General features: G+C 67.8%; 11 protein-coding genes and 1 other RNA gene. 4 read left to right on the top strand and 8 right to left on the bottom strand.

The features are described 5' to 3' along the window. Nucleotides 1-63: 63 nt before the first annotated feature. From ACFCQI_RS04130 to ACFCQI_RS04100, 7 genes are all read right to left on the bottom strand, one after another. Nucleotides 64-1176, bottom strand: coding sequence for a PepSY-associated TM helix domain-containing protein (locus tag ACFCQI_RS04130; RefSeq protein WP_395120114.1), 1113 nt, complete (start codon nt 1174-1176; stop codon nt 64-66). A 1-nt stretch (nt 1177) separates the two neighbouring features. Further along, entirely contained in the window at nt 1178-3301 is a 2124-nt protein-coding gene (locus tag ACFCQI_RS04125) for a TonB-dependent receptor (RefSeq protein ID WP_395120113.1), read from the bottom strand. 76 nt (nt 3302-3377) lie between these two features. Next, complete coding sequence (locus ACFCQI_RS04120) at nt 3378-4658, bottom strand: nucleoside permease (protein WP_395120112.1); 1281 nt, start codon at nt 4656-4658, stop codon at nt 3378-3380. A gap of 229 nt (nt 4659-4887) precedes the next feature. Beyond that, the gene (locus ACFCQI_RS04115) at nt 4888-5481 is read right to left on the bottom strand and encodes a uracil-DNA glycosylase family protein (protein ID WP_395120111.1); all 594 of its coding nucleotides are present in this window, start codon (nt 5479-5481) and stop codon (nt 4888-4890) included. Nucleotides 5482-5559: 78 nt separating this feature from the next. Continuing rightward, entirely contained in the window at nt 5560-6930 is a 1371-nt protein-coding gene (locus ACFCQI_RS04110; RefSeq protein WP_395120110.1) for an FAD-binding oxidoreductase, read from the bottom strand. Between the two features lie 26 nt (nt 6931-6956). Next, nucleotides 6957-7313 carry a YraN family protein gene (locus ACFCQI_RS04105; protein ID WP_395120109.1) on the bottom strand — a complete coding sequence of 119 codons (357 nt, stop codon included), beginning with the start codon at nt 7311-7313 and terminating at the stop codon, nt 6957-6959. Further along, on the bottom strand, nt 7313-9220 hold the full coding sequence (locus ACFCQI_RS04100) for a penicillin-binding protein activator (protein WP_395120108.1): 1908 nt from the start codon (nt 9218-9220) through the stop codon (nt 7313-7315). The genes ACFCQI_RS04105 and ACFCQI_RS04100 overlap by 1 nt, the downstream gene beginning before the upstream one ends. 74 nt (nt 9221-9294) lie before the next feature. On the opposite strand from ACFCQI_RS04100, the gene rsmI reads away from it, so the two are divergent. Beyond that, nucleotides 9295-10122 (top strand): 16S rRNA (cytidine(1402)-2'-O)-methyltransferase, encoded by an 828-nt coding sequence (rsmI, locus tag ACFCQI_RS04095; RefSeq protein WP_395120107.1) that lies wholly within the window; start codon nt 9295-9297, stop codon nt 10120-10122. Nucleotides 10123-10636: 514 nt separating this feature from the next. On the opposite strand, the gene ACFCQI_RS04090 is transcribed toward rsmI, so the two are convergent. After that, on the bottom strand, nt 10637-11608 hold the full coding sequence (locus ACFCQI_RS04090) for a hypothetical protein (RefSeq protein WP_395120106.1): 972 nt from the start codon (nt 11606-11608) through the stop codon (nt 10637-10639). Nucleotides 11609-11855: 247 nt separating this feature from the next. Here ACFCQI_RS04090 and rnpB point away from each other — a divergent pair. The 3 genes from rnpB to rsmH all read left to right on the top strand — a co-directional run bounded on the left by rnpB (nt 11856) and on the right by rsmH (nt 13976). Beyond that, nucleotides 11856-12220: RNase P RNA component class A (rnpB, locus tag ACFCQI_RS04085), an RNA gene on the top strand. Nucleotides 12221-12543: 323 nt separating this feature from the next. Beyond that, entirely contained in the window at nt 12544-12990 is a 447-nt protein-coding gene (mraZ, locus tag ACFCQI_RS04080) for a division/cell wall cluster transcriptional repressor MraZ (RefSeq protein ID WP_395120105.1), read from the top strand. A gap of 26 nt (nt 12991-13016) precedes the next feature. Then, on the top strand, nt 13017-13976 hold the full coding sequence (rsmH, locus tag ACFCQI_RS04075) for a 16S rRNA (cytosine(1402)-N(4))-methyltransferase RsmH (RefSeq protein WP_395120104.1): 960 nt from the start codon (nt 13017-13019) through the stop codon (nt 13974-13976).

Raw genomic sequence — 13976 nt, 5'->3', positions numbered from 1 at the left:
ATTGTAGGTGAATCGCGGAAACGGCCGCGCCGACGGCCTCCGGGATCGCTTATCGGCGCTGGCTTATCGGCGCTGGCGCCGCTGGCGCGTGCGCCAGAACAGGAACCCGGTCACCAGAAAGAATGGCGGCAGCAGGCCGCACAGCAGCACCAGCAGCTTCCCGGCCAGGCCGCCCACGCTGCCGGCGTGCAGCGGATAAACTGCGTTGCTGATGCGCGCGCCGGTGCCCTCGGCGGTGGCGTCGACGGCGCCCAGCACCTGGGCCCGGTAGGGATCGAGCCACACCCGGCTGCGCCCGACCGGATGCCATTCGCCCGGCGCCCGCGCGCGGATCGTCACGCGGCCGTCGTTGGCCGAGGGCAGCGCGATGCGGCGCAATTCGGCGCCCGGCAGAGCGTGCTGCGCGGCGTCGAGCACCGCCGCCCAGTCGATCGCCTGCGGGCGCGGTGCGATGCGGGCCGGCGTCGGCGTGGCCGGCGCATCCGCGAACAGCGTCTGCAGGACGTGTCGGGTGCCTTTGCCGTAGACCATCAAGGTGCCGGTCAGGGTCACCAGCAGCAGCAACGGCAGGCTGAGCGCGCCGATGCTGCGATGCCAGCTGACCCAGCGCCGTGCCGGTGGCTGGGTATGGAGGCGCAGGCTGCCGCGCAGGTTCCGCCGGCCCGGCCACCACAGCCACACGCCGGAAAGCAGCAGCCCCAGCATGAGCCAGCCAAGCACGCCCAGCACGGCCTCGCCGGTTTTCCCGGCGAGCAGGTGGGTGTGCCAGTCGCGCAAGGTCAGCAGCAGGTCGCTGCCGGGTGCACGCGTCAGCAGCAGGTCGCCGCTGGTGGGATCGAGGTAGCGCCGTGAGCCGTCGGAAAAATACAGCTGCCATACCGGCAGCCCGGCGGTCGGCAGATCGGCGCCGCGCAGTCCTCTGGACGGCCATTCGCGCGTGATGCGCGTCAGCACGGCCGCGCGCGCCGCCGCGTCGGGCAACGCATGCGCGGCCAGCGGCGGATGCAGCAGCCGCAGCAGCGGACCCTGCAGCACCAGCACGCTGCCGCTGAGCGCGATCAGCGCGTAGATCAGCCCGACGCTGAGGCCGACCCACCGGTGCAGGCGCTTGAGCCAGTACCGCACCGCGTCGGCGCGGCGCGCGGATGCCTCGATCGTGGTCGCGGCGGCGGACACTTCAGAAGGCCTGCTGCCAGGTCAGCGAGACCACGCGGCCGCGGCCGGCGAAGTACGAGTCGTCGTCGCCGACGGTCTGCGAGACGTAGTTGATGTATTGCTCGTTGGCCAGGTTCTGCACGCCCAGCGTCCAGTCGCCGGCGCTGCCGCTGTGCCACTTCAGGTAGGCGTCGGCGGTGCCGTAGCCGTCGAAGTGCGCCGTGCGCTGGCCCAGCGTGCTGAAGTCGCGGCTGTACAGGTGGCTCAGTTGCAGGTAGCTCGACCAGGCCTCGTTCCAGCGCTGCGTCCACGACAGGTTGAGCCGGTTGGGCGCGATGTTGGCACCGTCCAGGTCCGAGTCGATCCTGCCGTCGCCGTTGCGGTCGGAGCGGCCGCGGTTGATCGCGAAGGAGGCATCCAGCCGGGTGCCGTCCAGCGGCTGCCAGTTCGCGCGCGCCTCCCAGCCGCTGATGGACACGCGCTGGCGCATCACGTTGTAGACCTGGTTGGGCGCGTCGAACACCAGCACCGAACCCAGCCGCGAGCGCGAGACGTAGTAGCTCAGGCGCGCCCCCGCGCGTTCGCCGAGATACTCGACGCCCGTCTCGCGGTTGTCCGACACCACCGGTTTCAGGTCGAGGAAGTCGGCCACGCTCTGGCCGGGCTGTTTGATCGCGCGCAGCACGCGCCCCACGTCGGGCAGGGTGTAGCCCTCGGCGTAGCTGGCGAACAGGTTGAGTTGGCCGGTGAGGTACCAGACCGCACCGAAGTTCGGCAGCGTCTTGCTGAAGCTGGGCTTGCCGCCCTGCACGGTGACGGCGTTGTAGAAGGCGAGCGTCTGGAACGTGGGCACGTCCAGCGTGCCGTGCTCGCGGCGCAGGCCGCCGGACAGCGACAGCGTCCGCAGCGGCCAGTATTCGGCCTGCAGGAACGGCGCCCAGCCGGTGTAGGTGCTGTCCGGCACCCAGTGGCGGCCGGTGTGGGTCAGTTCCTGGAAGGTGGTGTCGCGGTAGCCGTCGGCGCCGGCCAGCACGGTGAGCGTGTCGTCGAGCAGGCCGCGCCGTGCCCATGACAGCCGCGCGCCGTCCTTGGTCGAGACATTCTGCGACTGGTCGAACAGCAGGCCGGGGCCATAGGCCGGGTCTTGGAAGGTGCCGAACGTGCCGCCGCCGAACAGCTCGCGGTTCTTCTGGTGGTAGAGCTGGGCGCGCAGCTCGCCGCCGGCCAGCGCGGTGTCGCGGTAGTCGAGGCTGCTGGTCAGCACGCGGTTGCGCGGGGCGTCGCCGGGCTGCTTGCCGCGCACCGACGTGGTCGGCAGGTCGTTGGCCATGTCGCCGGACACGGCGGTGTAGTCGCCGTGGCCCTTGAGGTCGAAGCGGTTGACGGTGAGCTGCAGGTGGCGCGTGTCGGTGAAGTCGTAGCCGAGCTTGAGGAAGCCGTCGGTGCTCGCCGAATCCATCAGGTCGCCCTGGGTGCCGTCGACGCCGATCAGCCGCCCCTTCGCGTCCGAATACATGCCGCGCTGGCGCCATGCTGCGCCGGCGACCAGCTCGAATGCGCCGCTGCGCGCGGCGAGCAGGTACGAGGTGCCGTAGCCCAGGCCGTTGCCGCCGCGGGTCGGTGCGCTGGTGTTGACGGTGACTTCCTGGCGCACGCCATCGCGTTTCGGCGCGCGCCTGGTGATGATGTTGATGATGCCGCCAGCGGCGCCCAGGCCCTGCATCGCGTTGGAGCCCTCGACGATCTCGATCCGCTCGATCATCGCCGGGTCGATCGTGTAGGCATCGCGCGAGCCGTTGCGCAGCGGGCTCGATTGCGGCACGCCGTCGATCATGTACAGCGGGTTGCGTCCGCGCAGGGTCTGCCCGCGCGAGCTGAGCTTCTGCGTCGAGGGCGCGAACGAAGGCAGCAGGTTGCCGATGGCGTCGGAGAGGTCCGGGTTGATCGCCAGCTGCTGGTGCAGGTCCTCGGCGGTGATCACCGTGATCGTGGTCGGCAGCGCGCCCTGGCTCTGCGGCATGCGCAGGGTGCTTTCGGAAACCTCGACCCTTTCGAGCGTGATGGCGGAGATCTGGTCGGCCGCCTGGGCGGTGCCGGCGAGGGCAAGGGCGAGCAAGGGGATGAGCGGGCGAACGGCAAGGGACATGGGGCCTCCGGCATGAGGAGGCGCATGGTAAATGAAAATGATTCGCAATAACAATCCGTGACCGGTCGCCGCCGGATCAGTGCGTGGGCACCACCCGTTGCGCGGCGGCGCGGTCGTGCCGGTGCTTGAACAGCGGCACGAACAGCAGCGCCATCACCAGCGAGTAGCCGGCGAAGGCCAGCCAGATGCCGTGCCAGTCCTTGCAGATCAGCACCGTGTCATTGCAGGTGTGGTCGGTGAAGAAATGGTCGATCACGAAGCCGGCGATCAGGCTGCCCAGCACCGCCCCCACGCCGTTGGTCATCAGCATGAACAGGCCCTGCGCGCTGGCGCGGATCTTCGGGTCGGCCTGGCTTTCCACGAACAGCGAGCCGGAGATGTTGAAGAAGTCGAACGCCATGCCGTAGACGATGCACGAGAGCACGATCATCCACAGCCCGCCGGCCGGGTCGCCGAACGCGAACAGGCCGAAGCGCAGCACCCAGGCCAGCATGCTCATCGTCATAACCGCCTTGATGCCGAAGCGCTTGAGGAAGAACGGGATGGTCAGGATGAACGCGGTTTCGGAGAACTGCGAGATGGAGATGATGATGGTCGAGTACTTCACCGCCAGCAGGTTGGCGTACTCGGGCACCTTGACGAAGTCGCTGAGGAAGGCGTCGCCGTAGGCGTTGGTCAGCTGCAGCGCCGCGCCCAGCAGCATCGCGAAGATGAAGAACACCGCCATGTTGCGGTTCTTGAACAGCACGAACGAGGTGAGGCCGAGCCTGTCGACCAGGCTGCGGCCCTCGGCGGCGCCCAGCTTGGGCGGGCACTTGGGCAGGGTGAAGGCGTAGAGGCCCAGCAGCAGCGAAGCAGCCGCTGCCACGTGGAACTGCGCGGGCGAGGCCTTGAAGCCGAGCAGGCTGGTGGTCCAGGTGGCGGCGATGAAACCGATCGTGCCCCATACGCGGATCGGCGGGTAGGTGACGACCACGTCGAGCCCATCCTGCTTGAGCGCGTTGTAGGCCACCGTGATCGCCAGCGAGATGGTGGGCATGTAGAAGCACATGTTCAGCAGCATCACCCAGAACATCTGTTCCGGATCGGTGACGTGCGGGATCGAGAACAGCACCACCGCGCCGCAGATCTGCAGCATGCCGTACAGGCGTTCGGCATTGATCCACTTGTCCGCCACGATGCCGACCAGCGAGGGCATGAACAGCGAGGCGATGCCCATGGTCGAGAAGATCGCGCCGAAGCTGGTACCCGACCAGTGCTGGTTCTGGAACCACCAAGTGCCGATGGTCAGCAGCCACGCGCCCCAGATGTAGTACTGGAAGAAATTGAGTACGGTGAGGCGGAGCTTGAGGCTCATGGACGAGGGTTCCCCTGCAAGGCCGGGGTCGGCCCCGTGGCCACGATGTCGTAGCGGGGCAGGTTAGAGAATCCCCCGGAAACCGGCAAGGCACGTTGCAACGGAAGCCGTCGCGCCGCCCGTAGGAGCTCGCTCGCGGGCGATGCCCTTGCTCTCGCCTTTGCGAATTGCGAATCGCGAATCCCTGATCCGGCCCCAAAAGCATCGCCCGCGAGCGGGCTCCTGCGGGCTATCCTGGTTCGGGGACGGTGTTCAGCGCGCCCGCGACGCGCTCGCGCAGCACCGGCAGCAACTCGGCTTCGAACCACAGGTTGTGCATCACCCACGGCCGGTTGCGCGGGCTTGGATGAGGCAGCGGCAGCACGCCGCGGGCCAGGTGCGTGCGCCAGTTGCGTACGGTGTCGGTGAGCGTGGCATCGCGTGCGTCGCCGAGCATGCCCACCTGCGCGTACTGCCCGATGGCGAGCGTCAGTTGCACGCCGGTGAGCAACGAAAACAGGCGCGGATGCCAGATCGCGGCGCATGCCGGCCGCGGCGGCAGGTCGCCACTCCTGCCCTTGCCGGGATAGCAGAAATCCATCGGCACGATCGCCACGCGCTCGGCGTCATAGAACGTGTCGCGGTCGATCTGCAGCCAGTCGCGCAGGCGTTCGCCGCTGACGTCATCGAAGGGGATGCCGCTCTCCTCCACCTTGCGCCCCGGCGCCTGGCTGACGATCAGCAGGCGCGACCGCACGGAAGCCTGCAGCACCGGCCGCCGCCCCGGCGGCTGTTGCATCGCGCAGGTGTGGCCGCAGCGGATCTCCGCCAGCAGGGCATCCATGGCGTGCTGCTGCTGCCTCAGGCCTGGCCTTTTCTTCGTCTTCTCCATTCCCTGTTTCCTGTTCCCCATTACCGGCTCTCAAACCACCTTGCCGGGGTTGAGGATGCCATCCGGATCGAACGCGGCCTTGACCGAGCGCATCAACGCGATGGTCGACTCGCCCAGCGCCAGCGGCAGGTAGTCGCGCTTCACCACGCCGATGCCATGCTCGCCCGACAGCGTGCCGCCCAGCGCGATCACCAGCGCGAACAGTTCGGGCAGTGCGGCGTAGCCACGTTCGATCTCGTCCACGTCGCGCGGCAGCAGGTTCACGTGCAGGTTGCCGTTGCCGGCGTGGCCGAAACACACCAGCGGGACCGCATGCTTGGCGGCCAGCGCCTGCGCGCCGGCGACGAGTTCGGGCAGACGGCTCACCGGCACCGCCACGTCTTCGTTGATCTTGTGCTGGGTCGCCGCACGCTGGGCGAACGACAACGCCTTGCGTGCGGCCCACAGCGCGGCGTTTTCGCTGGCGTCCGCCGCGATGTCCAGCGCGATCAGGCCTTCGCCGCGCGCGGCGCGCGCCACGGCGTCCTGCGCGAAGCTGACGGTCTCCGGCGTGCCGTCGACCTCGATCAGCAGCAGCGCTCCCGCCTGCGGCACGTCCGCGTCCGGCGCGTGGTCGCGCGCCAGCTTGAGCGCCAGCGCGTCCATGAATTCCAGCGCCGCGGGCGTCACCGGCTGCGCCATGATGCGCGCCACCGCCTGCACCGCGCTGGCCGTGTCGCGATAGGTGGCGCGTAGCGAGCGCACCGCGGAGGGCCGGGGCGTGAGCTTGAGCGTGGCCTCGGTGACGAGCGCCAGCGTGCCTTCCGAGCCGATGATCAGGCGCGTGAGGTCGTAGCCGGTGGAATCCTTGGTGGTGTGCGTGCCGGCCGCGAAACCTGCGCCGGTGCCGGCCACGGCGCGCAAGCCCAGCACGTTGTCGCGGGTGGCGCCGTATTTCAGCGCGCGCGGTCCGCCTGCGTTGCAGGCGAGATTGCCGCCTATCGTGCACCACGGTGCCGAGCCCGGATCGGGCGCCCAGAAGAACCCGTGCGGGGCCAGGGCCTGCTGCAAGGCCTCGTTGGTGACGCCCGGTTCGACCACCGCGAGGCGATCGCCCGGCGCAATGCGCACGATACGATCCATGCGCTGGAAATTCGCCACCACGCCGCCGGCCAGCGGCACCGAAGCACCGGTGGAACTGGTGCCGCCGCCGCGCGCGGTGAGCGGCACGCGATGCTCGCGGCAGGCGCGTACCAGCGATTCCACCTGCGCGTGCGTGGCGGGATAGACCACGACGTCGGGCCGGTGCACATGCCGCGAATAGTCGCCCGCCGCGGTGCGCAGGGCGTCGTCGCTGCTGTCCAGCGCGTCGCCGGGAAAGATCGCGCGCAGGGTGTCGAGCAGGGAGACGGGCAGGGCCATGCCGCGATTATCGCACCGCGCCGGACTCAACCCGCTTCGAAGGCACCACGCAACCATTGCCTTTGCAGTGCGTCGACCGGGCCGTCGTAGCTGACCACATCGAAGCGGCACGGGCGTCGCGCATGCTGCGGGTGGGCGGCCAGCCAGTGCTGCGCGGCGTGGATCAACTTGGCCTGCTTGCTTGCGGTGACCGAGGTGGCGGCGTCGCCGTGGCTGGCGCTCTTGCGGTAGCGCACCTCGACGAAGACCACGGTGTCGCCATCGCGCATCACCAGGTCCAGTTCGCCGTGGCGGGTGGTGTAGTTGCGCGCCAGCAGCTTCAGGCCGGCGCGTTCGAGCGCGACGCAGGCGCGCTGTTCGAAGTCGTCGCCGGCCGCGCGCATCAGCCGGCGGGGTTGGCGTCGGCGCTGGAACTGGCCGGCGCCGGCGCCGCCGCCGGCGGCGAAGGTACCGAGTCGATCTGCAGGTTGCCGCTGAGCGGGCGCGCCACGCCATTCTCGAACTTCGCCCAGGTCAGCACGCGGCGGATGCGGCCGAACGGATCGGCGGCCAGCTGCCCGGTGGCGCCCGGCATGTAACTGCCCGGATGCGCCTTCAGCCAGTCGAGGTAGGGCACCAGGCTCCACGCGTCCATGCCGAACGCGAACAGGCGCGCGGCGCCATCGCGGGCGGCGGGCAGCTTCGCCGCGATCGCCGCACGGTCGGGCAGGCCGGGCTGCGCGTCGAACAGCCAGGGCGCGTCGCAGAACTCGACGCCGTCCAGGTCGCGATTGGCTGGCGCGTCGTCGCTGCCGGCGTACACGTGCGAGGTGGCGAACACCGGCAGCTGGACCTGGGCGATGCGCAGTTGCGGCATCAGCAGCCGCGCCTGGTTGGGGCGCATGCTGATGAAGATGCCGGTATCGGCGGGGGCGGCGGGCGTCGCCGTAGCGGCGTCGGCGGTGCTTGCCGCCGCGGCAGGCGCCGGTGCCGCGCTGGCCGTGGGCAACTGCAGGTTCTTGATCGCGTCGGCGAAACTGGTGGCGCCGCTCGGCAGCACCGTCATGGCCACCACGTCGCCGCCGCGGGAGATCAGCTCGGCCTTGAATGCGCTCGCCGCGCGTTGCGCGAAGTCGTCGCCGGAGATCATCACGTAGGCGTGCAGCAGGCCGCGCTCGGCCATGTGGTCGGCGGCCTGCGCGCCCTCGGTTTCCGGCAGCAGGCCGAACTCGCTGGCGTTGCCGGCGGGCAGCTGGCGGTCGTCCGGGTGGTTCAGCGCCAGCACCGGCACCGGCAGTTGCGGCAGCGCGAACACCGCCGCGACTTCACCGCGGGTCAACGGGCCGACCACCAGCCGGGCGCCGTCGCGCACCGCCTGCTGGTAGGCCTGCACCGCGCCGTCGGCCGTGCCGTGGCTGTTGTAGCTGCGTACCGTCGGCCGCGGCGCGTGGTTGCGGCCCGCATCGAAATAGGCGGCGAAGAAACCCTGGCGGATCGGTGTGCTGGCGGCGGCGTAGTCGCCATCGGCCGGCAACAGCAGGGCGACCTGGGCCGGCACCTTGTAGCCTTCGCGCACGTTGGCGCCGGCTTCGGGCAGCAGCATGCCCACCGCTTGCTGCAATTCCGGCTGCGGCTGCGCCACGCTTACACCGAGCTGGCGCAGGGCCTCGTTGATCCACGGCAGCATGCGGTCGCCGGGCTTCATCGCGGCGGCGCGGTGTTGCAGCGGCGCGATGCCGAGCCTGGCGAGCAGATCCAGCGCCTGGCGCCGGTTCTGCGCCTGGTCGAAGCCTTGTAGTTCGGCATCCATCTGCACGCGGGTGCGCGCGGCGCCCCACAGGTCGCCGGAATCCTTCATGGCGCGGGCGCGCAGTTCCAGCAGGCGCAGCTGCAGCGAAGGCGGCACGGACACGTTCGGCTGGCTGGTCAGGCGCAGGGCGGTGCGCGCGTCGTGCTGGTCCAGCGCCAATTCCGCCCGCAGCAGGTCCAGGCGCAGCGGTTCGTCGCCGCTCAGCCGCTCGCGCCGGATCTTGTCCAGCACCGGCGCGGCCTGTTCGATCCGACCTTCCTGGCGCCACGCCTCGGCGGCCTGCAGACGATAGCTGTCGGCGTGTGCGGACGATTGCGCGGCAAGCTGCAGCCAGGCCTGGGCGGCCTGGTCGAACTGGCCCTGCTGCGCCAGCGCGCTGGCGTGCTGCGCGGCGGCGATTTCCGCCGGCGAACGCACCGCGCCGGTCGGCACGCATGCATTCAATGCGAGCGCGAACAGCAAGGCCGTGAGGATGACTCGCGCGAGGCGCATGAAGCGCATGGGAAATCCCTTGGTCGTCATGGTCGTCAATGCGCGATGATAGCCGATCGTTCCGCCGGCCCATGGAGTGTCCGATGTCCCGTGTTCAACCCGGCTGCCTGTGGGTGGTGGCGACGCCGATCGGGCATCGCGACGACCTGTCCGCCCGCGCCATCGAGACGCTGCGCGCGGTGGCCGTGATCGCCGCGGAGGACACCCGCCACAGCCGCCCGCTGCTGCTGCATCACGGCGTCGCCACGCCGCTGGTCGCCCTGCACGACTACAACGAGCGCGAGGTGGTGGACGCGCTGGTGGCGCGCCTGCAGGGCGGCGAATCAGTGGCGCTGATTTCCGACGCCGGCACGCCGCTGATTTCGGATCCCGGTTTTCGCCTGGTGCGCGCGGCGCGTGCGGCAGGCATCCGCTGCGCGCCGGTGCCTGGCGCCTGCGCGGCGATTGCCGCGCTGTCCGTGGCCGGGCTGCCCAGCGACCGTTTCGTGTTCGAGGGCTTCCTGCCGCCCAAGGCCGCCGCGCGCCGCAGCCGGCTGCGGGAACTGTCCGGCGAGCCGCGCACGATCATCTTCTATGAGTCCTCGCACCGCGTCGCCGAAAGCCTGGCCGACATGCGCGACGTGTTCGGCGCCGAGCGCGAAGCCGTGCTCGCGCGCGAACTGACCAAGATGTTCGAAACCGTGCTGGGCGAGCCGCTGGCGGAGCTGGCGGCACGTGTCGCCGCCGACCCCGATCAGCAGCGAGGCGAGCATGTGATCGTGGTCGCGGGGCGTGGTGAGGAAGCCGACGCCAAATTGGTCGAAGGGCGACGTGTCTTCGCGATCCTGCGCGAGGAGCTGCCGCCGGCGAAGGCCGCGAAACTGGCCGCGGCGATCAGCGGGGCACCGCGCAAGCTTCTGTACCAAGAGTAGGGGATGGAGAGGGTAGAGACCCGTTCAAGTCTTGAGCGCTTTTCCGATTATCGGTTCCTCGTTTTCCATTTCCCTTTTTCTTGGGTCCAGATCACGACCCCCCTGGGCAATGCTATGGTCCGAAAAGCATTTCGCGCAAAGGAAACCACCACACGAACAGAAAGACGAAGAGTGACCAACCCAGCCAGCTCGTCGCGGTTTTCTCCCGGCTCGGTGGCAGCCTCCGCACTTGTTGCATGATCAACGTGATCATGACTATCGGAACTCCGACATCCCCGACAAGCCGGAGAAGTTCCGGATCGGGCGTGAGTCCAAACGCCGAAAGCCAGTCCTCGCCCCTCTGGTGGCGCCGATAGGCCACTAGTCCGTTTATGATCACTGAGCCCGACAATGCTAGCCAAATTGCATAATGACGCCAACTGGACGACTGCGTGTCATCGGCTTTCGTCGGAATTTGCTTTTGATTCGTCATAAGCCCCCATACCTAAGTAGTGACGTCGGTGACGAGTTCAAGTTAGCGACCTGGGTAAGGGGTGTGGCATGTCACCGTATCTTTGTGCAGCTTGTGCAAGCCGATCACGAACGGCACGATCGCGGCAGCGCATACCACTGCTCCTACACCCGTCTCGGCAAGCCCACATGCTGTGCCAGCTGCCAGGTCATTTCCGCCTTGCGCCAAATTATCCGTGCCCATATCGTCGCAAGCGTTCTGTCGGTCATGCTCATAGAGAATGCAATCTATGTCGTTCGGAGCGCAACCGTCTGGACGCGGCGGCTGACTTGTTGGAGGGGCGTCCCCGAATGCGCTACCCCACCATAGATCGTACGAACCCCAATTTGACATGCCACCAGGGCCCCAGTCTGACAAGCCTCCCGCCCATTCGTTGCATGAACCAGGGATTGGGAAACAGTCGCCACCGGTTGGAGTGGCCCACAGAGAACCGTCGTCGTCGCCAAGCCCGCCCGTATCGCGTGGTGGCGGAAAGAAAAAACTCGGATTGACGTTCCTTAGCCCCCCAGTCGACGGACGAAAGTTGGCGTTAGCACTCCGTGGTCCTGCATGCACCATGATCGCGTCGGACTTGGCGGCGCTGATGGACTGATACATTTGATCGTACATTTGGCTGGCTGCTTGGCCATTACCATTCGTGACTTGCAGCAGAACCCGCTCGAGCGGGAGCGTTGACTGGCTGCCCGTAACATCCACTAGTGTGACGGTACCGTTCTGGAAGTCAAACGAAGCGCTTAATCCATTCTTAAGTCGAATGGCGTAAGTCTTGGATGCCCTCTCGGCATGGAAGTAATTCAGCTCGAAGCCGGTGGAGGAAGATTGAGCTTGGATGGCTGCAGCGAGGTCAGTGCCGTGCGCTCCAAATGCACCAGGCATGGGCGATGCCGCAAATACAGAATTACTCACGCCACCGCACACAAGCAGCAGAATCAAGCCAATGGCTTTCACCTTGTTCGGAATAATCATAGATTCCATTTCGATAATCCTCATCATTGGTACTCCAAATTCATCCCCTGTTCAAAAACGCTACCCCCCCCTCTGTGAGGTGTCAAGTATCAGCATTTGCCCAGCACATGTGAGCTCAAAATAAAGTCGGACGATGCCAACACTGCGTGTCGGCGACCGCCCCGCTGAGGCAGATAAAACCATCGGGTGCCGTGTTGAACGCCGGCAGTGCCCGTCCGATGCGCCGCGTCCCATCCCGACCGAGTACACTGGCCACGGAGTCGGCCGGGCAGTCGCGTCGCGCGCAAGCGCATCGAGGAAAGTCCGGGCTCCACAGGGCAGAGTGCCAGGTAACTCCTGGGCAGCGTGAGCTGACGGCCAGTGCAACAGAGAGCAGACCGCCGATGGCCTCGCAAGAGGATCAGGCAAGGGTGAAAGGGTGCGGCAAGAGCGCACCGCGTACGGGGCCAACGCCGTACGGCACGGTAAACCCCACTCGGAGCAAGACCAAATAGGGGAACGATAACGCGGCCCGCGTTGTTCCCGGGTAGGTTGCTGGAGCCAGGCGGCGACGCCTGGCCGAGAGGAATGACTGTCGCGCCGCAAGGCGTACAGAACCCGGCTTACAGGCCGACTCCACCTCTTTCCGTACCGCCGACGCCGCGACTGACCTGTCGCGGCGTCGGCTGCGCGTGCCGATGAACGGCGATTCATCCGCGTGCGTCGGTCACGGGGGCGCGGAAGCGCCAAGCGGCTGGCCTCGGCCGCAAACCGGCTGCAGGGTCGCCGCAAAAAATTCCCTGCTTTCAACCACCTTGTCGGCCTTCCTCAGAATATCCTGCACATACATTCAGACTTCGCCTTTACTCCTTGATTCACAAGCAATTTCGGCTTGACAGTCTCAGCGGGCGAGACTATCGTGGCTTTCAGTGTGAAATCGTGGGTTTTAGTGGAGTCTGCTGACCGTGTTCCAGGGCGAAACCGCCATCACCATCGACGACAAGGGCCGCCTGGCCATCCCGACCGCGTATCGGGAGCAGGTGGCGGGCGAGTGCGCCAATCGTCTGGTGGTCACCTACAACCCGTTCGAACCGGGTTGCCTGTGGCTGTTTCCGCATGACGAGTGGGAAAAGGTGCGCGATCAGGTGAACCAGCTGCCCAAGGTCAAGGCGGCCCATCGCGACATGCAGATGAAGCTGGTCGGCGCCGCCGCCGTGGTCGAGCCCGACAGTGCCGCGCGCATCCTGCTGCCGGCCAGCCAGCGGGCCACCACCGGCATCGAGAAGAAGGCGGTGCTGCTCGGCATGGGCAACAAATTCGAACTGTGGAGCGAGCAGGCGCACCTGGCCAAGATCCGCCAGAGCATCGGCGAAGACGAGATCACCAGCGAAATGGCAGAGCTGCGCCTGTAATCCACAGGCGCGGGCGTGGCGGAATCATGCGGGATGGGACGGGAGTGCGCTCGGTGCAATTGCAGCATGTCCCGGTGATGCTGGGCGAGGCGGTGGAGGGATTGTCCGTGCAGGCAGACGGGCGCTATCTGGACGGCACGTTCGGGCGCGGTGGTCATGCGCGCGCGGTGCTGTCGCGCCTGGGTCCGGCCGGCCGGCTCTTGTTGATGGATCGCGATCCGGCCGCGATCGCCGCTGCGCGGGCCGAGTTTGCCGCCGACGCACGGGTGGCGATCCGCCACGCCAACTTCTCCAGCCTGGCCGAATGGGACGAGACCGCCGCCGGGCTCGACGGCGTGCTGCTCGACCTGGGCGTCTCGTCGCCGCAACTGGACGAGGCCGCGCGGGGCTTCAGCTTCATGGCCGATGCGCCGCTGGACATGCGCATGGACACCACGCAGGGCGAGAGCGCCGCCGATTTCCTCGCTCACGCCAGCGAGCGCGAGATTGCCGACGTGCTGTGGAATTACGGCGAGGAGCGCCACAGCCGGCGCATCGCCCGCGCCATCGTGGCCGATCGCGACGCCACCCCGTTCACCCGCACCGGCCAGCTGGCCGCGCTGATCGAGCGCGTGGTGGGCCGGCGCGAGCCGGGCAAGCATCCGGCCACGCGCAGCTTCCAGGCGCTGCGCATTCGCGTGAACGGCGAGCTGGACGCCTTGCAGCAGGGTCTGGACGCCGCGCTGGAACGGCTCAATCCGGGCGGGCGGCTGTCGGTGATCAGTTTCCACTCGCTGGAGGATCGCGCGGTGAAGCTGTTCATCCGCGACCACTCCGGACGCGTGCAGAACAGTCGTCGCGGACCGCCAGTGCAGGGGGCGCCGGCGCAGTTGGTGGCAATCGGCAAGGCGCAATTCCCGTCCGAGGCCGAGCTGGCCGCCAATCCGCGGTCACGCTCGGCGGTGCTGCGCGTGGCCGAGAAGCTGCCGCGGGAGGTCGCCGCGTGA

Origin of the sequence: Rhodanobacter sp. FW102-FHT14D06, from assembly GCF_043950705.1 — a bacterium.
Classification (GTDB): domain Bacteria; phylum Pseudomonadota; class Gammaproteobacteria; order Xanthomonadales; family Rhodanobacteraceae; genus Rhodanobacter.
This window is presented reverse-complemented; position numbering and strand designations above follow the sequence as displayed.

Bases quoted from the DNA above. Each gene is read 5' to 3' on its own strand.
- ACFCQI_RS04125 (WP_395120113.1), bottom strand. From the start codon at position 3,301: ATGTCCCTTGCCGTTCGCCCGCTCATCCCCTTGCTCGCCCTTGCCCTC.
- ACFCQI_RS04120 (WP_395120112.1), bottom strand. From the start codon at position 4,658: ATGAGCCTCAAGCTCCGCCTCACCGTACTCAATTTCTTCCAGTACTAC.
- ACFCQI_RS04115 (WP_395120111.1), bottom strand. From the start codon at position 5,481: ATGGATGCCCTGCTGGCGGAGATCCGCTGCGGCCACACCTGCGCGATG.
- ACFCQI_RS04110 (WP_395120110.1), bottom strand. From the start codon at position 6,930: ATGGCCCTGCCCGTCTCCCTGCTCGACACCCTGCGCGCGATCTTTCCC.
- ACFCQI_RS04105 (WP_395120109.1), bottom strand. From the start codon at position 7,313: ATGCGCGCGGCCGGCGACGACTTCGAACAGCGCGCCTGCGTCGCGCTC.
- ACFCQI_RS04100 (WP_395120108.1), bottom strand. From the start codon at position 9,220: ATGCGCTTCATGCGCCTCGCGCGAGTCATCCTCACGGCCTTGCTGTTC.
- rsmI (WP_395120107.1), top strand. From the start codon at position 9,295: ATGTCCCGTGTTCAACCCGGCTGCCTGTGGGTGGTGGCGACGCCGATC.
- ACFCQI_RS04090 (WP_395120106.1), bottom strand. From the start codon at position 11,608: ATGGAATCTATGATTATTCCGAACAAGGTGAAAGCCATTGGCTTGATT.
- rsmH (WP_395120104.1), top strand. From the start codon at position 13,017: ATGCGGGATGGGACGGGAGTGCGCTCGGTGCAATTGCAGCATGTCCCG.